General features: G+C 62.8%; 31 protein-coding genes. 6 read left to right on the forward strand and 25 right to left on the reverse strand.

The features are described 5' to 3' along the window. Nucleotides 1–58: 58 nt before the first annotated feature. Genes NKH70_RS22535 through NKH70_RS22560 form a run of 6 tightly spaced genes read right to left on the reverse strand, consistent with a single transcriptional unit; the run spans nt 59 to nt 5,472 of the window. On the reverse strand, nt 59–1,078 hold the full coding sequence (locus NKH70_RS22535; protein WP_352912665.1) for an aliphatic sulfonate ABC transporter substrate-binding protein: 1,020 nt from the start codon (nt 1,076–1,078) through the stop codon (nt 59–61). Nucleotides 1,079–1,115: 37 nt separating this feature from the next. After that, nucleotides 1,116–2,024 (reverse strand): ABC transporter permease, encoded by a 909-nt coding sequence (locus NKH70_RS22540; RefSeq protein ID WP_353026016.1) that lies wholly within the window; start codon nt 2,022–2,024, stop codon nt 1,116–1,118. A gap of 13 nt (nt 2,025–2,037) precedes the next feature. After that, nucleotides 2,038–2,874 carry an ABC transporter ATP-binding protein gene (locus NKH70_RS22545; protein WP_352912663.1) on the reverse strand — a complete coding sequence of 279 codons (837 nt, stop codon included), beginning with the start codon at nt 2,872–2,874 and terminating at the stop codon, nt 2,038–2,040. A 17-nt stretch (nt 2,875–2,891) separates the two neighbouring features. Then, a complete protein-coding gene (locus NKH70_RS22550; RefSeq protein ID WP_352912662.1) occupies nt 2,892–3,215 on the reverse strand; it encodes a 4Fe-4S dicluster domain-containing protein in 324 nt (107 codons plus the stop codon). Beyond that, complete coding sequence (locus NKH70_RS22555) at nt 3,212–4,846, reverse strand: FAD-binding protein (RefSeq protein WP_352912661.1); 1,635 nt, start codon at nt 4,844–4,846, stop codon at nt 3,212–3,214. The genes NKH70_RS22550 and NKH70_RS22555 overlap by 4 nt, the downstream gene beginning before the upstream one ends. 38 nt (nt 4,847–4,884) lie before the next feature. Continuing rightward, the gene (locus tag NKH70_RS22560) at nt 4,885–5,472 is read right to left on the reverse strand and encodes a thioredoxin family protein (protein WP_352912660.1); all 588 of its coding nucleotides are present in this window, start codon (nt 5,470–5,472) and stop codon (nt 4,885–4,887) included. Nucleotides 5,473–5,696: 224 nt separating this feature from the next. On the opposite strand from NKH70_RS22560, the gene NKH70_RS22565 reads away from it, so the two are divergent. Next, on the forward strand, nt 5,697–5,993 hold the full coding sequence (locus NKH70_RS22565) for an SIP domain-containing protein (RefSeq protein ID WP_352717026.1): 297 nt from the start codon (nt 5,697–5,699) through the stop codon (nt 5,991–5,993). Here the strand turns inward: NKH70_RS22565 and NKH70_RS22570 are convergent. The 10 genes from NKH70_RS22570 to NKH70_RS22615 all read right to left on the reverse strand — a co-directional run bounded on the left by NKH70_RS22570 (nt 5,990) and on the right by NKH70_RS22615 (nt 14,821). Further along, a complete protein-coding gene (locus NKH70_RS22570; protein ID WP_352717027.1) occupies nt 5,990–6,412 on the reverse strand; it encodes an aconitase X swivel domain-containing protein in 423 nt (140 codons plus the stop codon). The genes NKH70_RS22565 and NKH70_RS22570 overlap by 4 nt on opposite strands. Continuing rightward, nucleotides 6,409–7,659, reverse strand: coding sequence for an aconitase X (locus NKH70_RS22575; protein ID WP_352912659.1), 1,251 nt, complete (start codon nt 7,657–7,659; stop codon nt 6,409–6,411). Before NKH70_RS22575 ends, NKH70_RS22570 begins: the two co-directional genes overlap by 4 nt. A 79-nt stretch (nt 7,660–7,738) precedes the next feature. Continuing rightward, a complete protein-coding gene (locus NKH70_RS22580) occupies nt 7,739–8,806 on the reverse strand; it encodes an ABC transporter ATP-binding protein (RefSeq protein WP_352912658.1) in 1,068 nt (355 codons plus the stop codon). Next, entirely contained in the window at nt 8,806–9,594 is a 789-nt protein-coding gene (locus NKH70_RS22585) for an ABC transporter permease (protein ID WP_352912657.1), read from the reverse strand. Before NKH70_RS22585 ends, NKH70_RS22580 begins: the two co-directional genes overlap by 1 nt. After that, complete coding sequence (locus tag NKH70_RS22590) at nt 9,594–10,463, reverse strand: ABC transporter permease (RefSeq protein WP_352912656.1); 870 nt, start codon at nt 10,461–10,463, stop codon at nt 9,594–9,596. The genes NKH70_RS22585 and NKH70_RS22590 overlap by 1 nt, the downstream gene beginning before the upstream one ends. A 66-nt stretch (nt 10,464–10,529) precedes the next feature. After that, the gene (locus tag NKH70_RS22595; protein WP_352912655.1) at nt 10,530–11,591 is read right to left on the reverse strand and encodes an ABC transporter substrate-binding protein; all 1,062 of its coding nucleotides are present in this window, start codon (nt 11,589–11,591) and stop codon (nt 10,530–10,532) included. A 39-nt stretch (nt 11,592–11,630) separates the two neighbouring features. Next, nucleotides 11,631–12,617 carry a PfkB family carbohydrate kinase gene (locus NKH70_RS22600; protein ID WP_352717035.1) on the reverse strand — a complete coding sequence of 329 codons (987 nt, stop codon included), beginning with the start codon at nt 12,615–12,617 and terminating at the stop codon, nt 11,631–11,633. Further along, nucleotides 12,614–13,669 (reverse strand): ADP-ribosylglycohydrolase family protein, encoded by a 1,056-nt coding sequence (locus tag NKH70_RS22605; RefSeq protein WP_352912654.1) that lies wholly within the window; start codon nt 13,667–13,669, stop codon nt 12,614–12,616. The genes NKH70_RS22600 and NKH70_RS22605 overlap by 4 nt, the downstream gene beginning before the upstream one ends. A gap of 3 nt (nt 13,670–13,672) precedes the next feature. Next, a complete protein-coding gene (locus NKH70_RS22610; RefSeq protein ID WP_352912836.1) occupies nt 13,673–14,398 on the reverse strand; it encodes a GntR family transcriptional regulator in 726 nt (241 codons plus the stop codon). A 168-nt stretch (nt 14,399–14,566) separates the two neighbouring features. Further along, complete coding sequence (locus NKH70_RS22615) at nt 14,567–14,821, reverse strand: hypothetical protein (protein WP_352912653.1); 255 nt, start codon at nt 14,819–14,821, stop codon at nt 14,567–14,569. A gap of 274 nt (nt 14,822–15,095) precedes the next feature. Here NKH70_RS22615 and NKH70_RS22620 point away from each other — a divergent pair, with 274 nt between their 5' ends. Next, nucleotides 15,096–15,428 carry a hypothetical protein gene (locus NKH70_RS22620; RefSeq protein ID WP_352912652.1) on the forward strand — a complete coding sequence of 111 codons (333 nt, stop codon included), beginning with the start codon at nt 15,096–15,098 and terminating at the stop codon, nt 15,426–15,428. Between the two features lie 145 nt (nt 15,429–15,573). Here NKH70_RS22620 and NKH70_RS22625 read toward each other — a convergent pair whose 3' ends face one another. Further along, complete coding sequence (locus tag NKH70_RS22625) at nt 15,574–16,242, reverse strand: hypothetical protein (RefSeq protein WP_352912651.1); 669 nt, start codon at nt 16,240–16,242, stop codon at nt 15,574–15,576. A gap of 440 nt (nt 16,243–16,682) precedes the next feature. Here NKH70_RS22625 and NKH70_RS22630 point away from each other — a divergent pair, with 440 nt between their 5' ends. Then, the gene (locus NKH70_RS22630) at nt 16,683–16,994 is read left to right on the forward strand and encodes a hypothetical protein (RefSeq protein ID WP_352912650.1); all 312 of its coding nucleotides are present in this window, start codon (nt 16,683–16,685) and stop codon (nt 16,992–16,994) included. A 159-nt stretch (nt 16,995–17,153) separates the two neighbouring features. Here the strand turns inward: NKH70_RS22630 and NKH70_RS22635 are convergent, their stop codons facing one another. The 4 genes from NKH70_RS22635 to NKH70_RS22650 form a co-directional block, all read right to left on the reverse strand. Continuing rightward, entirely contained in the window at nt 17,154–17,384 is a 231-nt protein-coding gene (locus NKH70_RS22635; RefSeq protein ID WP_352717044.1) for a DUF2934 domain-containing protein, read from the reverse strand. Between the two features lie 86 nt (nt 17,385–17,470). Beyond that, nucleotides 17,471–17,683, reverse strand: a complete 213-nt coding sequence (locus tag NKH70_RS22640) for a hypothetical protein (protein ID WP_352452715.1) — start codon at nt 17,681–17,683, stop codon at nt 17,471–17,473. A 122-nt stretch (nt 17,684–17,805) separates the two neighbouring features. Further along, nucleotides 17,806–18,111, reverse strand: coding sequence for a DUF1236 domain-containing protein (locus tag NKH70_RS22645; RefSeq protein ID WP_352717046.1), 306 nt, complete (start codon nt 18,109–18,111; stop codon nt 17,806–17,808). Nucleotides 18,112–18,488: 377 nt separating this feature from the next. Beyond that, nucleotides 18,489–18,785, reverse strand: a complete 297-nt coding sequence (locus NKH70_RS22650) for a hypothetical protein (protein WP_352912649.1) — start codon at nt 18,783–18,785, stop codon at nt 18,489–18,491. 167 nt (nt 18,786–18,952) lie between these two features. Between NKH70_RS22650 and NKH70_RS22655 the strand changes: the two genes are divergently transcribed. Further along, nucleotides 18,953–19,228, forward strand: coding sequence for a hypothetical protein (locus NKH70_RS22655; protein WP_352979356.1), 276 nt, complete (start codon nt 18,953–18,955; stop codon nt 19,226–19,228). Nucleotides 19,229–19,278: 50 nt separating this feature from the next. On the opposite strand, the gene NKH70_RS22660 is transcribed toward NKH70_RS22655, so the two are convergent. The 3 genes from NKH70_RS22660 to NKH70_RS22670 form a co-directional block, all read right to left on the reverse strand. After that, nucleotides 19,279–19,578: a hypothetical protein gene (locus tag NKH70_RS22660; protein ID WP_352465306.1), complete on the reverse strand. Its 300-nt coding sequence runs from the start codon at nt 19,576–19,578 to the stop codon at nt 19,279–19,281. A 258-nt stretch (nt 19,579–19,836) separates the two neighbouring features. Continuing rightward, a complete protein-coding gene (locus NKH70_RS22665) occupies nt 19,837–20,241 on the reverse strand; it encodes a hypothetical protein (protein WP_352717050.1) in 405 nt (134 codons plus the stop codon). 3 nt (nt 20,242–20,244) lie between these two features. Continuing rightward, nucleotides 20,245–20,652 (reverse strand): hypothetical protein, encoded by a 408-nt coding sequence (locus NKH70_RS22670; protein ID WP_353026020.1) that lies wholly within the window; start codon nt 20,650–20,652, stop codon nt 20,245–20,247. Nucleotides 20,653–21,028: 376 nt separating this feature from the next. On the opposite strand from NKH70_RS22670, the gene NKH70_RS22675 reads away from it, so the two are divergent. Both NKH70_RS22675 and NKH70_RS22680 read left to right on the forward strand, forming a co-directional pair. Continuing rightward, nucleotides 21,029–21,847, forward strand: coding sequence for a class I SAM-dependent methyltransferase (locus tag NKH70_RS22675; protein ID WP_352717053.1), 819 nt, complete (start codon nt 21,029–21,031; stop codon nt 21,845–21,847). Between the two features lie 235 nt (nt 21,848–22,082). Beyond that, nucleotides 22,083–22,388, forward strand: a complete 306-nt coding sequence (locus tag NKH70_RS22680) for a hypothetical protein (protein ID WP_023675713.1) — start codon at nt 22,083–22,085, stop codon at nt 22,386–22,388. Nucleotides 22,389–23,115: 727 nt separating this feature from the next. Here NKH70_RS22680 and NKH70_RS22685 read toward each other — a convergent pair. Further along, nucleotides 23,116–23,547 (reverse strand): DoxX family protein, encoded by a 432-nt coding sequence (locus tag NKH70_RS22685; protein ID WP_352912647.1) that lies wholly within the window; start codon nt 23,545–23,547, stop codon nt 23,116–23,118. Nucleotides 23,548–23,650: the final 103 nt, after the last annotated feature.

A 23,650-nucleotide genomic window follows, 5' to 3' on the forward strand; every position in this document is an offset into this window, starting at 1 on the left:
CTTTAGGGATGAGAAGGGCCGCGCCGACTGGCGCAGCCCGCAACATCGTCAAGCAACTCTACTGGACGGCGGCGACTTCCGTATAAGCGCCGTCGACAAAGCTCTTGTCGACCCATTTGCCATAGTCGATCGACCCCTTCAGCAGCCCGGCGCCGGCCATGAACTTCTCCTCGCCCTTGAGCGCGGTGATCGCATCGTCGGTTAGCTTCGGGTCCTGGTAGAACAGGCCCTGGCTGTACGTCTTGCGCACGGATTTTTCCGACGACTTGGTTGCCTCGACGAAGGTCTTGATCGTCTCATCGGGGTGGGCGTCGGCCCAGCGCGAAATCTCGATGTCGACCTTCAGCAGCCGCTTGATCAGATCCGGGTATTTCGCCGCGAAGGCGCCGTTGACGGAGATGACGTTCGGCACGTTCCATTCCGGATGGGTGCCGGTGTCGTAGAGCACGCGGGCCTCGCCGGTGTCGACCAGCTTGGCCGCCGTCGAGTCGGTCTCGACGATGGCATCGATGTCACCGCGCAGCAGTGCCGGCCCTGACGCCTCGAAGGGCAGGTTCAGCCCTTCGACGTCGCTCGTCGTCAGGCCGACGCTGTTCAGTGCCTTGCTGAAATTCGAATGCCGTACGGTGCCGGTGAGATAGGCGACCTTCTTGCCCCTGAGATCCTGCAACGTCCTTAGTGGCGAGTCGGCCTTGACGATGATGGAGGAGCCGCCAGCCTTCACATAGCTCGACAGGCCGATCAGCTTGACGTCGGCCCCAGAGGCCGCGACGCGCAGCGCTGGATTGTTGCCGGTATAGGTGACCTCGATCGCCCCGGTCGCCAGCGCTGTCGTCGCCTCGGAACCGCCATTGAAGGTCACCAATTCGACCTTGATGCCGTCCTTGGCGAATTCCTTCTCCCACCAGCCGTCCTGCTGGGCGAGGATGAATTTGAGGTGCCCGGGCGCTGTGCTGCCGATCCGGATGACCTCGGGCTTGTCCTGCGCAAAGGCGGGGACGCCACCGAGCCCGACGATCACGGCGATGGCGCCCTGCAAGAGCAACCTGCGAATTGCATCGAACGGTATTCTGGACATCTGAAATTCCTTCCGATTGGGATGAATGGCTGGCTTATTAAATGAGAGAGCTCTCCGACTGGCCCTTCCAGGCAGTTGCCCAGCGCTCGAACCAGACGAGCAGGTAGTTGACGGCAAGGCCGATGACGGTGAGGGTCAGGATGCCGGCATACATATCGGCCGTTTCCATCATCAGTTGCGAGTTTTGGATGAGGAAGGCGAGGCCGGATTTGGCGGCCAGCATCTCGGCGCCGATCACCGCGAACAACGAGGATTTCACGCCGAGCCGCGCGCCGGCGACGATCGAGGGAATACTGGCCGGCAGGATGATTTTCCGGAACAGGTCGAAGTCGGACGTGCCCATCGAGCGCGCCGCCTTGATCAGCAGCGGATCGACCGACTTAACGCCGCTGATCGTGTTTACGAGGAGGAAAAACACCGAGGAATAGAAGGTGATCGCCACCTTCGATTCCTCACCGATACCGAGCAGAAGGATGAACACCGGCAGCAGCGCGAACTGCGAGGTGTTGCGCAGCGTCTGCACCAAAAGGTCGGAGACCTTCTCGAACAGCGAATAGCGCCCCATCAGCAGGCCGAGCGGGATGGCCACGACCACGCCAAGCGCGAAGCCTATGGCCGCGCGCTGCAGGCTGATGCCGATATGCTCGACCAGCACGCCCGAGGCGAGCATATTCCACCACGCGACCAGCACCTCACTCAGCGGCGGGAAGAAGATGCGGTTCAGCCAGCCGAGCCGCGGCGCGATTTCCCAGGCGAGGAAGAACAGACCGAGCAGCGGCAGGCCATAGATGAAGGTGCCGAAGCTTGCTCCTCGCCTGCGCCTGACGGCGAGTGTAGCGCTTCGGGCCTTGATTGCCGGAACCCTGGCGGCTACCACCGCCTCACCGGCTCCGGCAAACGGATGAACGCCGCCGGCGGGGCCGAACTTTTCGGTCAGATAGGCCATGCCAAAAACTCCCTCAGTGGCTGAACGCCGGCGACAGCGTCCAATCCTTCTGCGCCTTGTTGACTTCGTCGCGCAGCACGTCCCAGACACGGGCGCGGTGATTGTTGAAGGCAGCACTGGCGCGGATGTCGCCGTCGCGCGGCCGCGGCAGGTCGATGTCGATGATCTCCTTCACCGTGCCCGGACGCGCGGTCATCACCACCACCCGGTCGGCCAGGAAAATCGCCTCGTCTATCGAATGAGTGACGAAGATCACCGTCGTCTTGATCTTACCCCAGATCCTGAGCAGTTCGCCTTGCAGGATTTCGCGGGTCTGCTGGTCGAGGGCAGCGAACGGCTCGTCCATCAGCAGCACTTCGGGATTGCTGGCCAGCGCCCGTGCGATCGCCACGCGCTGCTGCATGCCGCCGGAAAGCTGGTTGGGGAAGCGGTCCTCGAAACCGGCAAGGCCGAACAGCGCCAGAAGATGGCGGGCCGTGGCGGTGCGTTCGGCTTTGGCGACGCCACGCACTTCCAGCGCATATTCGATGTTGGCCAGCGCCGTGCGCCAGGGAAACAGCGCATATTGCTGGAACACGTAGCCGGTCTTGGGGTCGGGTCGGGTAATCCGGCTGCCGTCGAGCTGGACGCCGCCGCTGGTCACCTGCGTCAGCCCGCCGATAATGTCGAGCAGCACCGACTTGCCCGACCCGCTCGGCCCGACCAGAGTGATGAACTCGCCCGTGCGGATGGCGAGATCGACGCCGTCTAGCACGGTAACGCGGTCGGTCGCCTCGCCGTCGACGGTGACGAACTGTCCCGGCTTGAGCTGAAAGGTCTTCCTGATGTCGTTGACGACGATGCGGTCCATGCCTGTCTCCGATCGCTTTATTGCGCCACGCGGATGCGGTGCGTCGGGTCGAACTCGGAGCCGCCGGCCTTGCCGCGCTGCCAGCCGAGCGCGCGGGCATAGCTGCCGAACAGATGGCGCGCTTCGACCTCCATCTCGCTGATGCCGGTCGGCCCTTCGGCGACCTCGGCCACATAGAGCGCGTCGGTCGGGCAGTAGATCTCGCAGAGGAAACAGGTCTGGCAGTCCTCTTGGCGGGCGATTATCGGCGCGCCGTCTGTCGCGTCGAAGACATTGGCCGGGCAGACCTTGACGCAGATGTCGCATTCGACGCAGCGCGTGGCCGAGACGATCTCGATCATGACGCCAGCTCCGCCAGCCGCTCGGGCGCCCCGGCGACGCGGAAATCATCGACGCCGGTGATGACCAGCCGGTGCGCGAAGGCCGGGTTCTTGCCCGGACGATCCGTGCGGCGATGCATGCCGCGGCTCTCGCTGCGATGCAGCGCAGCCGCCACCGACCAGCGCCCGGCAGCAGCGATAGACGCCGCCTCGCGGGTGCGTATCCGCTCCAGCCCCTCGCCTTGCAGATGGTCGCGCACGTCGCGCCAAACGCTCTGCAGCCGCTCGCCGCTTTTTTCGAGACCTGCACTGCTGCGGAAGAAATTCTTGTCCAACGGCACGACTTCCGCGCGCACCGTCTCGATGATCTCGTTGGTGTCGATATCGGCACGCGGCGAAGCCGCCGGCCGCAGGCCGGCTTGGCCGAGCGGCTGGACCTCGCTGCGGAACGCCTTGCCGGCGCGGCGCCTGGCATGGGTCGAAGCGCCTTTGCCGGCCCACCAGCCGCTGGCCAGCGCCCAGGACGAATTGACGGCGCCGCCGCCCGAAACCGCGCCGGTCATGATCTCGCGGCTGGCGGCGTCGCCGGCGGCGTAAAGACCAGGCACGCCGGTGGCGCAGTCGTCGGACACGATGTCAATGCCGCCAGTACCACGCACAGTGCCTTCGGCGCGCAGCGTGACGCGGAACAAATCGTTGAAGGGGTCGATACCGGCGCGGTCATAGGGCATGAAGCAGTTCGGCTGGCCTTGGCGCAGCCAGCCTTGCAGCGCGAGCTCGGCCTGGTCGAGCCGCGCATAGACCGGCCCCTCGATCAGCGCGCGCGCCACTTCCTCCTCGCGGTCGCCGATGCCGTTGCGCAGCGGCTCGCCGGTCGGGCCGAGGATCGGCGAACCGTCCTCGCGGTGGAACGACGCCCAGCGGAACGGCAGGCCCTTGTTCAGCGACGAGCCATGCGGTGCCAGCGTGTACTTGCCGGTGAACTCCATGCCCGACAGGCTGGCGCCGGCTTCCGCCGCCATCAGATAGCCGTCACCGGTCAGCCCGGTCGAGCCGAGGATGCGTTCGCGGAAGGCGCAGCCGCCGGTCGCCAGCACGATCGCCTTGGCATTGACCCGCCAGTCGCGCTCGACCTGGCGGCCGACGCCGGCAGCACCGACGACCGCATCGCCGTCCGACAGAAGTTCGAGCGCAGGATGATGGTCGAGCACGGTGACGCCGGCCAGAAGCACCCGGCGGCGCATGAAGCGCATATAGTCCGGCCCGCGCAGATTGGCGATGTAGAGCCGCCCGTCATCCTCGCTCGGAAACGGATAGCCCCATTCGGAAAGTTGCAGCAGGTTGCGGTAGGCGGTGTCGACGCAGCGCAGCATCCAGCGCTGGTCGGCGAGTTCGCCGGTACGCTGCCAGCGGCGCTCGACCACCGCATGCCTGTTGTCGCCCGGCGGCACGCACCAGGTGCCGGTATTCGACGGTGCGGTAGCGCCGCTGGTGCCGAGATAACCCTTGTCGGCCAGCACCACGCTCGCGCCGTTTTCAGCCGCCGCGACGGCCGCCCAGGCGGCTGACGGACCACCTCCCAGCACCAGCACATCGGCATTGAGGTGCAGCGTTTCGGGCGCGGCGCGGACGGCTGTGACAATCTTCGGCATGAGCACTCGCGGAAAGGGGAATTAGCAGCTGCGACGGGTCAGGCCGCCTTGGAGAACCACACCGGCTCATTGCCGGCGCTCCACTTGATATTGCAGCCGATCGACGGCACCTGCTCGGCGGCCGGCGCCTCGCCCTTCAGCACCGTGTCGACCGCGGCGCGCAGATCCACCCCCGTCACCGGCCTGCCGTTGCCCGGCCGGGCATCGTCGAACTGGCCGTGATAGGCCAGCCGCCGATCGGCGCCGAACAGGAAGAAATCGGGCGTGCAAGCCGCGCCATAGGCTTTCGCCGTCTGCTGCGAAGCGTCCTTGAGATAGGGGAAGGTATAGCCGAATTCTTCGGCCTGCTCGCCGATGCGGGCCAGCGTCTCCTCGGGATGTGCTTCATGGTTGTTGGCGTTGATCGCCACCACCTGCAGGCCCTTGTCGGCATAGTCCCTGGCGAAGTCGGCGAACGCCCCGCGGATCAGCACCACGAACGGGCAACGGTTGGAGATGAAGGCGACCAGCAACGCCGGCTTGGCATCGAGATCGGCAAGCTTGTGCAACACGCCTTGCGCGTCGGGCAACAGGAAATCGGCGGCCTTGGTTCCGAGGTCGATCGGGTTGGATTCGGTTTTCGGCATCGACGCGCTCCCTTTGTGCCTTGGTTCTCTCGCAGTCCAGCCGCAAACGTCAACGCGTTTGCAGTTAGTCTATGAATTTAGTAGAATTATAGGCTGAAGACGCCGTTCGCGGTCAAGCTGGCGGGATAGAATATCGTGCCAATGTTTGTGCCGGTCCGGCAACTTTGTTTGGCCGGAAAGCGCCTCTGAGAAAAGAGCGCGCCGGCCGGGTAAGGGCAATCGGCGTGGCCTTCGTCGAGATCGCCGACGATGGCGAACGGCAGGTCATCGACAACGCGACCGGTATTGAGCTGCACTGGCTGCCGAGAAATGGCATGCAGGCCGGCATCGACGACAGGCTGGCGCGCGCCATCCAGTCGGTCGCATGGCCGACCGGTTCGGCATTCGGCTGGTTCGCGGCCGAAGCAGCCGCCGCCAGGACGGTGCGCGAACACTGGCGCGGTACACTGGCGCTCGGCCGCAACGAGACACTGGCGGCAGCCGACTGGCGGCGGGGCGCGGCGGGACTGATGGCCGGCTAGAGCTTGCTCACCATCGCTTGCGCATCTTCGCCCAGACCGATTGCAATCCGGTCGCCGGAGACAATGCCTGACATGCCGCAGACGACCAGCGGCATGCTGATTTCGTAGAGGAATTCGGCAACGATGGCGCCGACGGCAAGGATCGGGTCCGGCCGCGCCAGGATAATGCCGGCCGGCGCCGTGCCTCTGCGGATCGCTTCGGCCAGAACCGAAGACGAGGACGACGACCCTCGCCCGCTCGGCATTATCAGGATCTTGCCAGCGATATTGCCGCCCAGGTCCGGATGCGAATGGTCGATGATGTCGCCCGTTTCGACGTCGATCCCGCCCCAGAAGCTGAGCGCCTGCGAAAGCACCAGCGCCGGGCCTTGTGCCGAGCCGGAAAGGTGGAATGTACCGGTTCTGGCCGGCGCCTTCATGGCGCGGCTCGCACGACGCGGCCGGCCGCAGCCGAGCGGACGCAGTCCTCCATGTCACCGAAGGCCACCGACACACCGATAATGCCAGGTGCGTAATGCGCCCATTTGCCCGAATTGGTCATCACCACGCCGTCGAGACGCTCGAGGATCGACGTGACATAGGTGCAAGTGTCGGTGACCGGAACGAGGCCGAAGGCTTCCATGCCGGCCAGTGCGCCTTCGTCCTGCAGCCGCGTCAGCGTCGCGCGCCCTGTGTTGACATAGATTGGGACGCCCTTGCCTGGACCGACTTCGCGCAGCAGCGGCAACAGGCGCATCCACTCGTCATAGGAGAAATGCGGCGTGCCTAACGACACGGCCGCCAAAGGCGCACCGTCAGCTACGCTCGACAACCTAGCCAGCGCATCGTCGAGGTCGGCACGCGTGATGCGGATTGTTTCCTCTGGCCCCATGCCATGAAACGCCTCTTCAAGCGTGTTCGCTTCCGGCGTGATACCAACCGCATGGAACAGCGCAACGGCCCCGGTCGTCGCGGCGGCGGCGCCTAGCGCTTTCAGCTGATCCTCATCGCGCGGTCTTGGCAGGCCCGAGATCACGGGGATGCGATCGCTGCTTGCTTGCCCGATGATAAGCCCGACGGCAACGAACAGGCTGTCGCTCGGTTCTGGGTCAGAACCGACCAGCTCGAACAGAACCTGGCCGCGCCGGTTTTCGCTCAAGTGCAGCCCCCAAGCCGGCGCGCGCCCGGTGATGGCGCAGCACAAATCGATGAAATCGCCATAGCGGTTGGTCCGCGCTCCGATCACCGAATTGGCAAAGACGATGGCGTTGGACTCACCCCAGGCGATCTGCTCGCCGAACCCTGGCCGGAACCGAGTCTGATAGGGTGCGCAGGTGAAGGTCGCCTGGCAGCCGAGTTCCAGATGGGCCTTCATTAGACGGCGCCCCGGTACTTCTTCGGCGGCCGGCATCTTCACCAATCCGGGATGGATCAGATCGAACGAGCCGACATTGAGCGTCGTCGGCACCCGAACGCGACCGCCGCCCTCGATCAGCCTTTCGACGAAATCGAGGCTGGCCTGGCCGTGATAGAGGCAGCCGTCGATATGGGCACCGGCAATATCCAACAATTTGTGCGCGCCGACCGCTTTCGAAAAGGCAACCAGGATCTTCATCGCAGCGGCCACGGCCGGACCCTGCTCGCCCTGCAGCATCGACTGGTCGCCCGCATTCAATTCAAGCGACATCGAGTATTCCGCTCACGCTTTGCCCGACCATGCTTTCCCCGATTGCGGACCGCCTGGCAAGACTGAAGGATTGGATCTGCTAGCTCGCGTCGATCAGCACCGTACTCTCCGACGACCAGCGCAGCACCACCTGTTGTCCTTCCGCCAGCTTTTCGATGCCGGTGTTCTGCACGATGACCTTGATTGTCTGGCCATCGCGATCGACAAAATACGTGCTGTTGTTGCCGGCGAAGATACGCTTGGAGACCCGCCCCGTGAGCATGTTGGCATGGGCTCGGTCCGGAACGCCGGCATTGGTGGCGATGCGGATCCGTTCGGGCCGCACGGCGCAGCTCGCCTTCATGCCGGCGACAAGCGTAGCCCCCGCGCCTGCGGCAATCCCTGTTCCGTCAGGCAGCCGGATGCCCGTACCAGTGGCGTTGCCGCGAAGGATGTTGGCGTCGCCCAGGAAGGTGGCGGCAAACTCACTCTTCGGCCGATCGTAGATCTCCTCGGGCGGACCTTCCTGCACCAGCTTGCCGTCGCGCAGAATGCCGATACGGTCGCTCATCGTCAGCGCTTCTTCTTGGTCGTGGGTGACGAAGATGGTGGTGATGCCGATCTCGCGCTGGATGCGCTTGAGCTCGATCTGCATGTCGACGCGCAGCGCCTTATCCAGCGCGCCGAGTGGCTCGTCGAGCAACAGCACGCGCGGGCGGATGACGATCGCGCGAGCGAGCGCCACCCGTTGGCGCTGGCCGCCGGACAGCTGGTGCGGCCGGCGGCCGCCGAGCCTGCTGAGCTGCACGAGGTCGAGTGCGCGCTGCACCTCGCTGGCAATCACCGCCTTGGGCTCGCCGCGCACCGACAAGCCGAAGGCGACATTGTCGGAGACGCTCATATTGGGAAACAGCGCGTAGTTCTGGAACACCATGCCGATGCGCCGCTTCTCCACCGGCACCCGCTCGACACTTTCGCCGCCTATGGAGATGCGGCCAGAGTCGGGAAAGTCGAAGCCGGCGATCTGGCGCAGCAGCGTGGTCTTGCCGCTGCCGGAAGGACCGAGCAGGGCGTAGAACCCGCCGTCGGGGAAATCGATCGAGACATCGTCCAGCGCCTTATGCGTGCCAAAACTGCGCGATACATTCGATACCTGCACGCCCGCCATTATTTCTCTCCGCCGAATTTGAAGAAACGCGCCGTCAGCAGCATCAGCGCCATCGACACGACAATGATGATCGTTGAGACAGCATTGATCTCGGGCGTGAAACCCTTGCGGATCGCGGCGTAGATTTCGACTGGCAGCGTCGTTTGGCCGGGCGTCGACAGAAAGTAGGAGACGACGAACTGGTCGAAGGACACGGCGAAGGCGAACAGCCCACCGGCAATGACGCCCGGCATGATCCAGGGCAGCGTGACGCGGTTCGTCACCTGCCATTGATTGGCGCCGAGCGAGCGCGCCGCCTCTTCCAACTCGGGCGCGAAGGTCTGCAGCCGGGCCGATACGACGACGATGACATAGGGCAGTGCAAGCGCGACGTGGCCGAGCAGGATGGCGAACAGGCCGCGCCCAATGCCGACGCCGAAGAAGAAGATCAACATCGCCGTGCCGGTGATCAGCCACGGAATGGCGATTGGCGGAAACAGCAGCACCTGCAGGAATTTCTTGCCGCGAAACTCATACCGGTAGAGCGCCAGTGACGCCGCCGAACCAAGCAAGACGCAGATGATGGTGGTGATGACTGCGATTTCGACGCTGTTCCAAGTGGCTGCGATAAGCTCGTCGTTCTGCCACAACGAGGCGTACCATTCCGTCGTCCATGCGAACGGCAGCTGGTAGAAGGGCGAAACGTTGAAAGACATCAGCGCCATGATGATGATGGGCACATAGAGGAAGGCGAGCAACAGCCAGATGTACAGTCGGCCGAGCCATTCGAGGACACGTGTCGTCGCCATCACGTAGCCCTACGCAGCACCGGCGAGGCAACCGCCAGGATGACGAGCACGACGGCCAACAGGATAAAGGAGAGCGCAGCACCCAGCGGCCAGTTGAACACAGCGACGAACTGGTCCTCGATGACAGTGCCATAAAAGGTGCCGGTACGGCCGCCGAGGATGCGCGGTTCCATGAACGAGCCAACGACCGGCACGAAGATGAGTGCTGCGCCCGCCACTAGGCCCGGCATCGACAGCGGAATGATGACCCGCTTCAGCACCTGCAGCCGCGAGGCGCCGAGCGAGCGCCCGGCCTCGATCAGCGAGTCATCGATGGCCTGCAGGGTCAGATAGCAGGTCAGCACCATGTAAGGCACGTAGGAGTGCACCAGCCCGATGATGACGGCCGGATAGGAATACATGAGATCAATGTTGATCTTGAATGGCAGCACGGCGTTGAGCGCGGTGTCGAGAATGCCCCCTTCACGCAGCACCATCGCCCAGGAGAAGATGCGCACCAGCCCGTTCGACCAGAACGGCAGGATGACAAGCAGGAAAATCGCCTCGCGGCTTCGCCCTTTCAGCACCTTGGCCAGCACATAAGCGGCGGGATAACCGATGACGATGCACCACAGCGTCACCTCGAGGCCGAGGCGCAGTGAGGCCACAAGCAATGTCAGGTAAAGGCTTTGTGAAAAGAAGGCGGCATAGTTTTCGAGCGTGAATGCCCACGGCTTTCCCGACAGCGGCAGGTCGGTCATGAAGGAAAAGAACACCATTGCAGAGAGCGGCAGGAAAATTGCAACCGTCAGCCAGAGATAGGCAGGCGCCAGCAGCGGCAGGGCCGATCTCAGCTCGTTGCGCGACGCGGCTGCAACCTGTACTGCCATGACAATCTCCTCCCAGGACGGGAAGGATCAGCCGACACGATGGTCGGCTGATCGCGGCTTTTGCTGTTACTTCACGTCGACCTTGAGCTGCTGCCAGAGCGACAGATAGGCTTCGCGCTGGGCGTCTGTGATCGGCGCCTGGAACTGGATGCGCTTGGCGACTGCCGGGTCACCCATCACCTTGCGGTTGAACGCATCCGAGGGAAGTGCTTCCACAGCCTTGGTGTTGGCGGATACGGGGGCTCCGACCTTGGTGACCCATTCGACATAGAACTTCGGGTCGATCATGTAGTTGATGAAGGCCTCGGCGCCGGCGACATTCTTGGATCCGACCGGAATGGAGAAGGCGTCGAGCCAGGCGACGGCGCCCTCCTGCGGGATCACGAGCGCGACCGGCAGCTTGAAATGGGTCTTGGCGCGGTCGGCCGAGCCGCTCCAATAGGTGCCGATGTCGATCTGGTTAGAGGCAGCCATCTGGTTCCAGTCGTTCTCCGAGCTCCAGAACGTCTTGATCTGCGGCATCAGCGAAGTGAGCTTCGCCTTGACCGCCTCCATATCCTTGATGTCGTTGATGTTCTGGCCGGTGGCAATGGCGCCGAACTGCACCGCCTCGACGGCATCATCACGGATGGTGACGCGGCCCTTGTGATCGGGATCCCACATTTCGGCGATGCTGGTCGGCGGCTTGTCGAAGGATTTTTCGTTGATGGCGAGCGCCGTCAGTCCCCAGACCCAAGGTACCCCATAGACCTTGCCGTCATGGACGAGCATCGGCGAACTCGCCTTGTCCTTGCTGATGTCGGCATAGTTCGGCAGCTTGGATGTGTCGATCGGCTGGATCAGCTTTTCCGCCATTGCCTGGTCGTTGAAGGCGGCGTTGATCATAACGACGTCGTAGAGGCCGGGATTGGTCCTGAGCTTGGTCAGCATTTCCTGTTCGGAATTGAAGAAGTCGTTGACGACCTTGTTGCCGGTCGCCTTCTCGAACGCCTCGACGGCCCACGGCTCGTCGGCGCCGTAGCCCTTCCAGTTGAGTACGTGCACCTCGTCGGCCTTGGCGGCAAATGCGAGTGCGGAGGTGAAGACGGCGGCCGCCGTCAGCAGGGCAGTCAAGTGGGGCATGCGCATGTTCGTTCCTCTCTGTGTTTGCCCGCTTCCCGGGCTTTGTCAGGCTGTCGGGCGTTTGGCCTCTTGCTTCCGGCCATGGAGGCCGATCGGCGGACCGCCGGCATGGCTTAGGAATGTCCGGATGTCGCAGTCGGTCGGCGCTGATGAACCACCGTGGCGGGTGACGGAAATGGCCGCCGCCGCATTGGCGTAGCGCGCTGCCTCAAAAGGCGGCATGCCGCGCGCCAGCGCGCTGACGAAGGCGCCGATATGGGTATCCCCGGCGCCGTTGGTGTCGATGGCATCGACCTGGAAGCCGGCAATCGTTTTCGCCGAGCCATCGGCCAGCCGCACGTGGCAGCCTTTCGCCCCGGCGCGAATGACGACGCCGACGGCCTTCGGGGAGTGGTCTCTTAGAAGCCGTGACGCGAGTGTCTCGACACCGCCCGGACCGGCAATCGCGGTCGCTTCCGTCGTGTTGCAGCTCAACCAGGTGGTGCGGGCGAGTATCCGCGACAGGATATGGCGAGGAATGTCGGTGATAACAGGTGTTGGGTCGAGGACAAGCGGTGTGTCGGCCGGAAGTGCCTCGATCCAGTCAACAATCGCGTCTCGGCTTCCCGGGTAGCTAAGCGTATAGCCGGAGGTGAACACCCAATCCCCCGGTGCGACCGAGACGGGCGCCATCATGTCAAGGCTCAGCACACTCTCCGCACCAGGCCATGAGACGAAGGTGCGCTCGGCATCGCTGCTGATCATGGCGACGCAATTGCCACTGTCCATAACCGACGATGGCGGCGTGAGTGTCTCGATTCCCTCAGTTGCTAAGGCCGTGCGCAGGAAGTCGCCATTGGGTCCGCTGCCGAGCTGGCCGCCGAACACCACCTTCATGCCGGTGCGGCTGGCTGCGACCATCATGTTGAAGCCGCCGCCGGCGACTTGTGCATAGCTCGACGCGGTCTTCTCCGTGCCCGGTGCCGGCAAGGCATCGATATGGTAGACATAGTCGACCACCGCGCTGCCGACATGGACGAGACGCCCCTTCATGCCGCCGCATCCTTGCCGGTGCTGGTCTTGTCCGCACGGCCCCTAGACGTCCGCGCCGCAACAAGGTCGGCGGCGAGCGCGCTAACCTCCGTCATGTCGATACCCTTGAGGTCTGCAATGCGGTTCTGAGGCAATCGGGAAAGGCCGGTGCAGGCACCGGCCATGCCGGCCGCGATGGCGCCGATCGTGTCGGTGTCGCCACCGAGATTGGCGCTGATGACTGCCGCCTGCCAGGGATCGCCACGGGCGACTTCCAGCACCGCGAATGCAGCCGGAACGGATTCCTGACTGGCGACACCGGTGCCGACCAGATCGGTGATCAGCCGGATCGCGTCCTTCGTCGCCTTGCCGCGCACGAGCTCCTGCGCCCACCCAATACGCGCGGCGATGTCACCGCCGGTCACCCAATTGCCGAGCGTCGCTCCTCGTCTCGCTGCCGCGATGGCGCTGTCGGAAGCGGCGCGCCAGTCACCGCCAGCGATGCCGCGACTGATGGCGGCAGCGACCGCTGCCGCCGAAGCGATTGCGATTGACGTGTTGTGCGTCGCCCTGCAAGTTTCGGCCACTTTGCCGACCAGTGCGTCAAGCGGCTCTGGCGGCATCATGATGCCGACTGGCGCGATGCGCATGGCTGCACCATTTGTGTCGCCGCTGCGTCCCGCTTCCTCGGCTGGCATACCGTTATTGATGGCGTCGATGGCGCGTTTGGTCGATGGTCCCAGCAGATCGTAGCTGCCGCGCGCCTTGACATCGCGTTCCCAGTCGAGCAGCGCGTTGACCCACCGCGCATGGTCGAACCGATTACCGGATTCGACCAGGATACGGCCAAGCAGAAGTGCCTGTTCTGTGTCGTCGGTGATCGTTCCGGCCGGGAGTCCCTTCGACACCGGATGGTCGGCGAAAGGAGCAATGAAGTCCTCGACATGACCGTAGAGTTCGGCAATCCGCGCCGGCGACAAAAGCTGCGTCGGCATTCCCAGCGCATCTCCCAGTGCCCCGCCCACAAGCGCTCCCATGGCCCGATCGGTTATGCTCCCGGTGTCGTCCGGCATCACTCAGAACCTCATATGCAGCGCAAAATGCGCCGGGTTGAGCAGGCTGGTCACATATTCGATCGGCCGGTCATCGGCGGCGCGGGTCAACCGACGACCGCGCAGGAACGGCGTGCCTTGCGGGCAGCCGAGGATTGCGGCGTCCTCTGGGTTGAGCATTTCGATGCCGACCCATTCCTCGCCATGGTCGGGAATGAGGCCGGCGCCGCGAAGCGTCTGGTGCAGGGAACCTTCGCGCAGGCCGCGCAACGGCACGTCCTCCAGTTCGGGTGACAATGGCAGGCGGCTGCGCTCGATTGAGATAGCGTGGCCGTCGCTGGCATTGGTTCGCACCCGATCGACAGCGATGAAAAACGGGTTTTCTATTCCAAGCAGTGCGGCAAGATCGGGGTCCTCGATCACCTCGAGCCGCAGTGTCCGCGTTTCGGCATTGGCGCCGGCGTTGGCGAGCGCCCGCGACCAGCCGATTGAGTCATCAACGGGCTTGCCATCGAAGGTGACGAAAGAGCCGATGCCGACCTTGGTGGTGATCAGCCCGCGGCTGGAAAGTTCCTCGAGGCCCTTGCGGACGGTGTTGCGGCTGACGGAGAAACGCTGGACGAGCTCGTTCTCGCTTTGCAGCCGGTCGCCGAAGCCGAGGACACCGGAGCGGATTTCCTGTTCGAGAACGGTGGCGATCTGTTCGGGCTTGCCCGTGCCGGGAGACGATGGAACCACGCGGCGGACCATAGGCATACCTGTTCATTGCACCTGTATAGTCCTGTGCAATGTATCTGCAAAGCCAGCTCTGTCAACCGACGGCGGAGGGGCCACACAGATAAACCAAGCTGCTTGATGATACCCTGTGGCCGTGAAGGCCATGCGAGGTGCGGCGGGCGAACGGGGTCGCTGGAGATGTCACTGTTCGCTGCTGGAAGACCCCTCGACTACCCCGTCACCATCTGCAGAATGGGGCAGAATGCCGAAGTCGCGCGACTTGGTCCCATGCGCCGCCGTCAGGAAACCATCGGCTGTGAGACCTCGCCTCAAAAGCTCACGTACCGCGGCCGACCGGCTCGGCATGCGCTTGTCGAAGCGCCAGTTCTCCAACGCCGCCAGTTCATCGACGGTCAGCATGATCTGCAATCGTTCCGGGCGTTCCAGTTCGGACATCTCGGCCTCCAGTCATACCAGCCTAAATGCAGCTGAGTTAGTATGTTCCTAATTTTCTGTAGAATTAGGTACGTGAGCAGAATACGTCAAGACCTTCAGATGTGTGAGTCATGCAGAAGTCCGATGAAGCGGATCAAGTATCAAATGGGCAATCAACAAAATACGCTAACTATTTGATATAAAATGGTTTTTTAAGGATTTCGCTTGCCAATCGCGAGCCTTGGGCGCATGGTAGACCCCAAGGGACAAACCGCTCCTGAAGGGAAGGTTTTCCATGCGCTACGGATTTTCGGTTCGCCTGCACGAAGACGTCAGTTCCCGAGTTCGAGCTACATTGCGGTCCGGGATTGCCATCAATCTGACTGCTGTCGCCGAAGCCGTGCGACTGCAGAACCTCGCCGAGAATGTTGCGCGCGAAGACATTGAATGGCTCGTCATGCAAGCCGCCCAACTCCAAGGCGCAGCTATCGAGTTCGACGGCTTCGCGGAAGCCGATCTGGCGGAGTTTGCATGCACTCAGCTGATGCAAAGCAGCCCCGTAGTGGGCGGGGATGCCGTGGAAGACAGAGCGGCCGCTCCGCCGGATCTTGGCCGTCAGACGCATTGAGGCGCAAGCTCTTTCGAGCCCCGCCATGCTCCGCCACGTGCTCGGCAAAAAAGCCCGCCGCCGCAATGGCGGGCTTTGGACTGCTGGAGGTTTGGTGGACGAAGGCCTCTCGGCCCGGTCCGACATTTCATCCGATGTATTCGCCTTAGCGGCGAGCGATCAGCAGGCACAATTGGCGCAGATCGCTGTCGTAAGTGCCTTCGCTGCCGAGCACGTCAACGCAGCGCTTCTTCATCCTGGCCAACTTGTCGCCCGACATGTCGGCAACGACCTGGGGCAAGCTGGGATTGTTGGGGTTGCTGGGATTGGACGGGCTGCTCGGATTGCTTCCACCACCGATCCCGACACCGGCGCCGACATTGATGCCACTGCCGACCCTGACCCCGGCGCCAGCGTTAACGCCGCTGCCTACCGCGGCGCCCGCCGCGATGCCACTGGAACCGCCGATCGTCGCGCCGGCACCGGCGTTGATGCCGCTTCTGGCCCCGACCGATGCGCCGGCGCCCGCGGCGATGCCGCTGGAACCGCCAATCGTTGCGCCGGCACCGGTGTTAATGCCGCCGCTGCCGCCCACCGAGGCACCGAGGCGTGCCTTGATGCCGCCGCTGCCGCCAACCGCTGCGCCGGCACCGGCGGTGATGCCGCCGCGATCGCCAACCGTCGCGCCGGCACCGGCGTTGATGCCGCCGTTGCCGCCGATGGACGTTCCAACGCCAACGGCAATTCCGTTCGCGGCATTTACCGGCATCGAGAGCATGAAAAGCACTGCGCTGCCTGCCACCGCACCGGTGATTGTTTTGATCTTGATGGTCATAACATCCTCCTTGCTGTAGTTGCGCTGAGCAGCCCGCGAACTCGCCGGTTGCATTACGCCCTAAGTGCAAGGAAGAAGATCGGTTTCTTTGCCGATCCAATTATTGGCCTCATGGTAAATGTTCAAAGAACAGCCGCGTGAAATTTGTAGTGAAATTTTCCGAAAGTTTTGCTTCGGGATGGCCTCTACCGGTTGAAGCGATGCGAGTGTAAGCTGATGGGCGCCGGGACAGAAGAACGTCGCGCAACCGTCGGCAGCTAAAATAAGGCGAATTCCTAATCTGCAAACAACAACATCAAACCGACCAACGCTAATAGAACAACGGGCCGAGAAGATCCGCGCTGCGCGGGTTTGCTTCACCGTGCTGCGTCATTTTTGCCGGAACCTTTCCATCACCCGTGTTGCTTTCTCTGTAGTCGCCACATGATGATAACCGAACGATGGAGATCAACATGCTTACGAAAATCCTGACAGCCTCCATACTTGCAGCCGGTCTGGCGACCGCAGCGATGGCCCAGAATGCCGGCTCGGACAACAATGCGCCTGGCAGCGAGAAGAGCATCGTCGTCCAGCCCAAGCCGAACGGTATTGACCCTGGCACGACCAGCAGCACGATGGGGACGACGGGTGCCATGAACTCCAATGCGGATGAAAACTGCCCTGCAACCCCGCAAGGAGCTCAACCCGATGCGTCCAACAAGCCTGCCGGGACGGTTTCACCGACTGTCAACGACAACAATTGCGGTAAGTAGTTAGCCGCACCAATCGGGCCTACCATCGCGCGTGGGCTTGCGGCGGCGGGACCGGTCAGGACTGGTTCTGCTGCCGATCACGGAACGACGTGCACGAGCGCCAAGACGATGGGCCCGACCAACCGCGAGATCTAGCGTTGGAATCAAATCCGCTCGAGTTCACGCTTTGCGTGGTCGCGCCTTGGGTTTGGTTCCGTCCTTGGCGGCCGGCGCCGGCTTAGGCTGACGTGCTTTCGGCTTCGGCCGGCTGGCGGTCTCTGTCGTGGCGATTTCTGCGTCGATTTCGGCGGTAGCCTGATCCCAATGCTGCTGATGCGCCCCGTCGGGCCTGCCTGCCTGTTCCCAGATCGCGTGTGCCCGCTGGCGAATCCGTTCCTGCCTGTCCGTCACTGTTGCCTCCGTCGGCTCGGTTCATGCGTAAGCAACTTTGTTCTAGCTGAAATTTCGACCGGCGTCTTGAGCGCTAGGCAACAGCGTCATTGAACCTCTCTGTCACACAGGACGGCGACGCCGAGAAGCGCCGCCTTCTTGATGATCAGCCCTTCAAGGTCGGCGTCCGAGCGCTCGGTTCCGGTGCGTTCGCGCAACAGTGCAATCGCCGCCTTCATCGACAGCAGGCCATCGCCTCGTTCAGCAAGCAGTTTGTCGACGGCGGCGGCCACGTTGACCGGCTCGACATGCGGCAGCATGGGAATGGCTCCTTTCCTTGTTTCGAAACGACAGAGCTCCATCCCGATCGCTCAGGATGGAGCTCTGATTGGTTATTAGACCGTGACCTTTCCCAATCCGGTTCGCGGTTTGGGAACGCCGATCACTCGATGACCTGCACGATCTTGCGAGTGCCTGGGTCGACGAGCACTGTGCGATTGCCGACGACGACGTATCTGTACTGCACGTCGGGAACATCGATCGGTTGCAGCTCGACCGTATCGGGCAACGTGGAACCGATATTGAGCTCCACCCCCAGAAGACTGATCGACGCCAACGGGTGCTTGTGGACGTATTCGCGGATGACCGTCTGCTGTTCGGGCGTGACAATCACCTGGTCCGCGGTGGCCACGCCGACGCCGGCGAGCAACACCAATCCCGCCGCGGCAGGAACAAGGTGGATTTTCATCGTCTACTCCTGTTGTTGCGGGCCTCGCCTTTATGGTTGCAACACGGCATTCCGGTCGAAGCGGCGAACCCTCTACGCAAACGCCCACGCCACCTTGTTGTTCCGTAAGTGGCGGCTAATCGAATGGCGGTGAAGTGCCGTGCGGTGCGGCGAATGGACTGCGGATGAGCTGCGGTGGCCCGCGTCGCAAGACGCGGGCCGATCGGTCTCCCGATCAGCAGCGATACCGGAGGGGGTGATATCGGCTGCGTCTAAAACAACATTTAGGACAAGCTAATGTTCCTAGGCCACTGCAACAAACCTGCCGGCTCGAACGGCGCGGCGTTACCGCCCCGTCGCAGCGCCATGGACAGCCCCTGTGGCAGCAAATGAAGCGGCTACTGCTTGGGCGGCTGTGGCGGCACCTCGCCGGGCTTGATCACCGGGGTCTTGCCGTCATTCGGCGGTGGCGCCGCCATGCCCTGATCGCCCGTTGGCGGCGGCTTCAGCACCCCACCGCATGGCTCGAGCATATCGGACAAATTGTTGCCGGCCGGCTTCTGCTGCTGGCTGTTCTTGTCCGGCGGCTCGACCTTGCAGCGGTCGAATTGCGACTGTTCGCCCGGCTGCGCGGACGCCGGCACCGCCAGTACCAGCGCGCCTAGCATGTACGGCAAGAAAATGAGCGGTCTCATGTCGAGCTCCTTTCGCGCTGACTTGTGAAGCCAGGCAGTCGCGATTGGTTCCGTCGTGCGGCAATGCGCCCGGACCGCAGTGGCCCCGGGAACGGGAACCGGCCGCCAGACTTATGAGTTCAACCACTGAGCCAATTCAGGGCCGCTGACATTATGGAGAACCAGCGATGGAACCGCGCAGGAAAGAACGAACCGACGACGAGACGGAGAGCCCGACCATCCAGCAACAGGACTGGGATGCCATCCGGAGCGGGAGAATTCTCCCAGACGGCGTGCCGCAAAACGGCGACATCCGTTACGACGTCGAGGAAGACGGCGAACTGCCCGAGGAGGACGACGATAACGCTTACCAGGAAAGCGACGAGGCCTTGCCGGACGATACCGATGAACGCGTCATTTCGCGCGATCTCGCACGCGAAGGTGGTCCTTTCGACGAGGAGTGAGCCACCGCCTTTCGCACTCTGCGTCGGCGGCCGGATGAAAGCCCCTGCTTTCAATTCGGGAGATCGAAGACCGGCTCCTGGCAGCGATAGACCAGACATTGACCGTCACGCGTCTTGATATAAGCGGCGCCCGGCACCTGCGGCCAGTCGCATTCGTTGCCGAATTGGCGGACGTATCGGTCGTAGGTGTTCTGTCCGGTGGTCAGCACCACCGAGCGATGCCTCTGGATCAGAAGCTGTGTCTGTTCGCACGTCATCGCGCGGCTGTCCGGCCGGGCATGGGCCGTCGCGGCAAACAGAAGCGCCCCGACTGTCAGGACTGCCGCTTGTGTCAGGACTCTGGCAAGCATGACCACCATCTCCCGTGAAGCCTAACGCGCATCTTGGTCTGGCAAGCGCCGGATCGAGCCGCCCTGTCGCGAAGTAAAGATCGTACAGAATGCGAGGAAAAATGCAAAAAAGCCCGCCGCCCCTTTCGGCGCGGCGGGCTCCAGCTGAACGTCACTATTTCGTCGGGCTTGGGCGGCTTACTCCTCCTTCACCGGCCCGAACCGGCGCACGATCATTTCGAAGACGATGTCCGATAAGGCCGATAGGCGGCAAGCTGGTTAGTGCGGCGCCTCCGGTCCAACTCCGCCAGCAGGCTGAGATATTCCTTCCTTGCCGCCCGGCTGTGCGAGGCCTTTTGCGGGGCCCGGTCTTTCGAGAAACGGCCGGAGGACGGCTTCGAGGCCGCGGATGCGCTGCCTGATTTCGTCATCGCTCAATGCATCCAGATTGTTGATGTTGACACTAAGATCCTTGGGCAGCACCGACAGCACGAGCTTCAGGTACTGGTCGGGCTTTTCGGCGCGCACCTCGGCGATGACGCCGGCGCCATGGGCGCGGAAATCGGCGCGGATCGCTTCGAGGAAGCCGTCGGCCAGCGTCTTCTTCGCCCGCTTGGTTCGGCCGGACTTGCCGGGTGCCTGATCGTGCGGCAGCGGATCGCCGGCGGAAGGAGCCTTGGCCATGCCCTACTCCGCCGTCCCGGCGGAGATCGCCGGCTTCTTGTTGCCTGGCCGCACGATGCGCCTGCGCGGCTTCGCCTTCTTGCCGGCGCGTGCCGACTTCGGCTTCCGCAGCTGGCTTGCCGGTTTCTCATCAGTCGCCGTGCCAGGCCTCATCGCACCGGCGTCAGGCAAGGCACTCAGCCTTGCCCTGAGAATTGCCGCCGCCTTGCCGTCGAGTGCTCCCAACGGGAAGCCGAAGCCGCCGACCGCATCGACGGTACCGCCACGCACCATGCCGATCCGCACGCCGGCGGCAACCTGCTCGAAGCGGCCATGGCGTGCATAGGGTGCGGCGCCGGCGAACTCGCCAATGGCGCTGACGACCTCTCGGCCGTCATCGTCGGTGATGATGGTGGCGTAACGGTTGGGCATGGGGGCTTCTCTGGGATGGGCGAGCGCGTTGCGGGATTCATGGTTGGTGATTTCGCGGTTCCGACGATCGTCAGGTCGCGTTCCTTCGCGCCCCTCTCTGTCCTGCCGACTTCACAGAAGGCAGCTCACGTAACGTTTGGGTCGAAAGGGAGCCTGAAACAAAAAACCCGCCTTGGCGGGCGGGTCGTTGGAGCCAATTAGCACCATACCCAGATTAGTACCATAGCTGCCGGCACAAAGCAAGAACAAAATGTGGCATCGGCGGAAAAGAATGCACTGACGACCTCGCACCTCGTCGGTGAACGGCGCGAAAAGGCGGGGCATTGCGTGAGACTTGCGTTGATGGGATGGTGGTTGCGCTTGAGGGGAACGCGTCATGGGCAATGTCACCAGTCACTACGGCAGCGACGGCATCGTCGATCGCATATTGGCCGCGATCCCGGACGCCGACCCGGCCGAAAAACTCGCGGCCGCGCAACTCTATCCATTCGATCAGCTCCATGGCCGCGAACTGATCGCCACGCGGGAGCATGCGGCCCGTCTTGCTCCTTCGCCGACAGATCGGATCCTGGATATCGGCAGTGGCATTGGCGGGCCGGCAAGGTTTCTGGCCTCGACCTATGGCTGCCAGGTCGACGGCATCGACCTGACACCGGCCTTTGTCGCCGCATCGAGCCGACTGACCGCACTCAGCGGATTGTCTGACAAGGTTAGCTTCCATCAAGCCGACGCGACGAAACTGCCTTTTGGCGACAGCACCTTCGATGCGGCGATCTGCTTCTATGTCGGCATGAACATCGAGAACAAGGCCGCGGTCATCGACGAGGCCCGGCGTGTGCTGAAACCGCGAGGCAGGCTGATCTGGACCGAAGCCGTGCTCGCGGGTGGCGAGCCATACTATCCCATGCCCTGGGCGGTTTCGCCGGCGACCAGTCACCTCGCCGATCGGGAAAAATTGAAAGCCCTGTTTGTCGATGCCGGATTCCGCATCGACGAGATCGTCGACGAAACCGGCGAACATGTTGAGCTGGCGCTGAAGAGAGCCAATTCCGGCATCGTGCCCTCGCCGGCCCAGCAGCAGGCAAATGAAGTCGTCATGGGCACGGAATTCCTGCAGCGCCGCCGTAACTACATCCGAAGCCTGAGTGACGGAAAGCTCGCCTCGCTCGCCGTGATCGTCTCCAAACCGGCCTGAAACAAAAACCCCGCCTCGGCGGGCGGGTCGTTGGAGCCAATTAGCACCATACCCAAATTAGTAGCATAGCTGCCGGCACAAAGCAAGAACAAAATTCACCTGAGACGCGAAAAAATGTGAGAATACCCTCGCCTAAGCCACCGCCGCCCGACCGGTCCTAGACCTGCCTGCCGCCCCACACTGGATCGCAACGCGCGCTGACGCGTTTGAACCCTAGCCAATGGGAGCAAAAGCCATGAACGTCGCCAATCTGCAACTCGAAGGCCTGCTGATGGCCATCGCATCGATCAATCAGGTCCTGGTCCGCAAGGGCGTGCTCTCCGTCGAGGAGATAGACATCGCATTGCGCAAGGCCGAAGCCAGCGAGACCAACGAGGAAAGGTCCGAAGGCATGTCGGCGTCAAGCCGCGACGCCGTCAACTTCCCGATCCGACTGCTGGAGTTGGCCAATCAATGTCAGCCGGAGACGGACATGCCGTCTTTCTCGAAACTGGCGCGCATGGTCGGTCAGATCAAGGAACCTTACAACGACCAGATGTGACGCGGCGATCATAACTGACGCAGCGATCGGAGTTGACACAGCGATAACGGCTGCCGTGCCGGGCTGGCGGCGACTGCTAGCGGCCTGCAGGATCTTGATCAACTTGCTGCTGTCGGCCCCCGGCGAGGAAAGCCTGCGGTAGTCCGCGTAAGTCAGCCTGCCATTTGCAACGGCATTAAAGAGCCGGTTACAAAAAGCGCTGTCGTATTTTGCGACACTGACATTCATGATTGCTGCGTAAGTCTTTCTTTCGTTGAGCGGCGTGGACCTCTCGCGTGCAATGCATTCGTTGATCGCCACGCGCTTGGTGACAGGGCTGCCTTCAAGCGTGGCATGCATTGTGTTGAATTCGCCTTCGGTCAACGTGGTGCAGCCGGCAAGCAGTGACGCGCCGATCATGGCGGCAGCAAAACGCGTGGCGATGTTCATGAATTCCCCCTCAAGACCCGTGTCTTGCTTAGCCCGCCGAAAGTTGGAAGTACAGAGGGAATGCAGGCGCATCTACAAAAAGCATAAACCTCGAACGCTCGTACTTTAGCTCTCGCTTTTATTTCACTCGACCTGCGATGCCTTGAATGACGGTATCCGGCCGTTCTCGATCGTCACGACGATGCTGGTACGGATTGTGCTGCCGATCTGGCCCTGGTCGCGGTCATAGACCCGACCGCCATTGTCGCAGCCACCCTTCTGAGCGCCTTTACGAGAACGCCGGATCCGAGATTGGGGATCACCCCCTGCCAAGCTTCAGCGCCAGGACGCTGCCCGGCCCGTGCACGGCGGCAAACAGCAGCCCGGCCAGGAAGGTGAAGTGATCGACGAAGAAGCCGAACTCCGCCTGGTTGCCGGCCCAGTGCGACGGCCCGTGGAAGGCGAAGCCCAGGAACAGCACATAGGCGCCGGCGACGAGTGCTGCCCATGAGAAGAAGGCGCCAGTCAGGAAGCATAGAACGAGGACGACCTCGAGCAGGGCTGCACACCAGGCCAAGAACAGCGGGAATGGAAAGCCGGCCGCCGCGATATAGCCGGCGGTGGCGCCGATATCGATAAATTTGAAGATCACGGCCATCAGGAAGACGGCGGCAAAGATCAGGCGGGCGATAAGGATTGCCGCGGTCTGCCACGGCGACTGAACGGTTGATTGAGCGGTTTCCAAGGTCATGATGTCCTCCCAAGAGTTGCGATGGTTGTGCCCCAAGGACGCACCACCAGCCGCAAGCCCGACATCATCCGCCAAAAAGCCTGCGAGATACAAGCGCGGGGCG

Source organism: Mesorhizobium sp. M0991, assembly GCF_040318915.1.
Lineage (GTDB): Bacteria > Pseudomonadota > Alphaproteobacteria > Rhizobiales > Rhizobiaceae > Mesorhizobium.

Coding starts and splice junctions, on each gene's coding strand:
- NKH70_RS22535 (WP_352912665.1), bottom strand. CDS start 1,078: ATGTCCAGAATACCGTTCGATGCAATTCGCAGGTTGCTCTTGCAGGGC.
- NKH70_RS22540 (WP_353026016.1), bottom strand. CDS start 2,024: ATGGCCTATCTGACCGAAAAGTTCGGCCCCGCCGGCGGCGTTCATCCG.
- NKH70_RS22545 (WP_352912663.1), bottom strand. CDS start 2,874: ATGGACCGCATCGTCGTCAACGACATCAGGAAGACCTTTCAGCTCAAG.
- NKH70_RS22550 (WP_352912662.1), bottom strand. CDS start 3,215: ATGATCGAGATCGTCTCGGCCACGCGCTGCGTCGAATGCGACATCTGC.
- NKH70_RS22555 (WP_352912661.1), bottom strand. CDS start 4,846: ATGCCGAAGATTGTCACAGCCGTCCGCGCCGCGCCCGAAACGCTGCAC.
- NKH70_RS22560 (WP_352912660.1), bottom strand. CDS start 5,472: ATGCCGAAAACCGAATCCAACCCGATCGACCTCGGAACCAAGGCCGCC.
- NKH70_RS22570 (WP_352717027.1), bottom strand. CDS start 6,412: ATGAAGGCGCCGGCCAGAACCGGTACATTCCACCTTTCCGGCTCGGCA.
- NKH70_RS22575 (WP_352912659.1), bottom strand. CDS start 7,659: ATGTCGCTTGAATTGAATGCGGGCGACCAGTCGATGCTGCAGGGCGAG.
- NKH70_RS22580 (WP_352912658.1), bottom strand. CDS start 8,806: ATGGCGGGCGTGCAGGTATCGAATGTATCGCGCAGTTTTGGCACGCAT.
- NKH70_RS22585 (WP_352912657.1), bottom strand. CDS start 9,594: ATGGCGACGACACGTGTCCTCGAATGGCTCGGCCGACTGTACATCTGG.
- NKH70_RS22590 (WP_352912656.1), bottom strand. CDS start 10,463: ATGGCAGTACAGGTTGCAGCCGCGTCGCGCAACGAGCTGAGATCGGCC.
- NKH70_RS22595 (WP_352912655.1), bottom strand. CDS start 11,591: ATGCGCATGCCCCACTTGACTGCCCTGCTGACGGCGGCCGCCGTCTTC.
- NKH70_RS22600 (WP_352717035.1), bottom strand. CDS start 12,617: ATGAAGGGGCGTCTCGTCCATGTCGGCAGCGCGGTGGTCGACTATGTC.
- NKH70_RS22605 (WP_352912654.1), bottom strand. CDS start 13,669: ATGCCGGACGACACCGGGAGCATAACCGATCGGGCCATGGGAGCGCTT.
- NKH70_RS22610 (WP_352912836.1), bottom strand. CDS start 14,398: ATGGTCCGCCGCGTGGTTCCATCGTCTCCCGGCACGGGCAAGCCCGAA.
- NKH70_RS22615 (WP_352912653.1), bottom strand. CDS start 14,821: ATGTCCGAACTGGAACGCCCGGAACGATTGCAGATCATGCTGACCGTC.
- NKH70_RS22620 (WP_352912652.1), top strand. CDS start 15,096: ATGCGCTACGGATTTTCGGTTCGCCTGCACGAAGACGTCAGTTCCCGA.
- NKH70_RS22625 (WP_352912651.1), bottom strand. CDS start 16,242: ATGACCATCAAGATCAAAACAATCACCGGTGCGGTGGCAGGCAGCGCA.
- NKH70_RS22630 (WP_352912650.1), top strand. CDS start 16,683: ATGGAGATCAACATGCTTACGAAAATCCTGACAGCCTCCATACTTGCA.
- NKH70_RS22640 (WP_352452715.1), bottom strand. CDS start 17,683: ATGCTGCCGCATGTCGAGCCGGTCAACGTGGCCGCCGCCGTCGACAAA.
- NKH70_RS22645 (WP_352717046.1), bottom strand. CDS start 18,111: ATGAAAATCCACCTTGTTCCTGCCGCGGCGGGATTGGTGTTGCTCGCC.
- NKH70_RS22650 (WP_352912649.1), bottom strand. CDS start 18,785: ATGAGACCGCTCATTTTCTTGCCGTACATGCTAGGCGCGCTGGTACTG.
- NKH70_RS22655 (WP_352979356.1), top strand. CDS start 18,953: ATGGAACCGCGCAGGAAAGAACGAACCGACGACGAGACGGAGAGCCCG.
- NKH70_RS22660 (WP_352465306.1), bottom strand. CDS start 19,578: ATGCTTGCCAGAGTCCTGACACAAGCGGCAGTCCTGACAGTCGGGGCG.
- NKH70_RS22665 (WP_352717050.1), bottom strand. CDS start 20,241: ATGGCCAAGGCTCCTTCCGCCGGCGATCCGCTGCCGCACGATCAGGCA.
- NKH70_RS22670 (WP_353026020.1), bottom strand. CDS start 20,652: ATGCCCAACCGTTACGCCACCATCATCACCGACGATGACGGCCGAGAG.
- NKH70_RS22675 (WP_352717053.1), top strand. CDS start 21,029: ATGGGCAATGTCACCAGTCACTACGGCAGCGACGGCATCGTCGATCGC.
- NKH70_RS22680 (WP_023675713.1), top strand. CDS start 22,083: ATGAACGTCGCCAATCTGCAACTCGAAGGCCTGCTGATGGCCATCGCA.
- NKH70_RS22685 (WP_352912647.1), bottom strand. CDS start 23,547: ATGACCTTGGAAACCGCTCAATCAACCGTTCAGTCGCCGTGGCAGACC.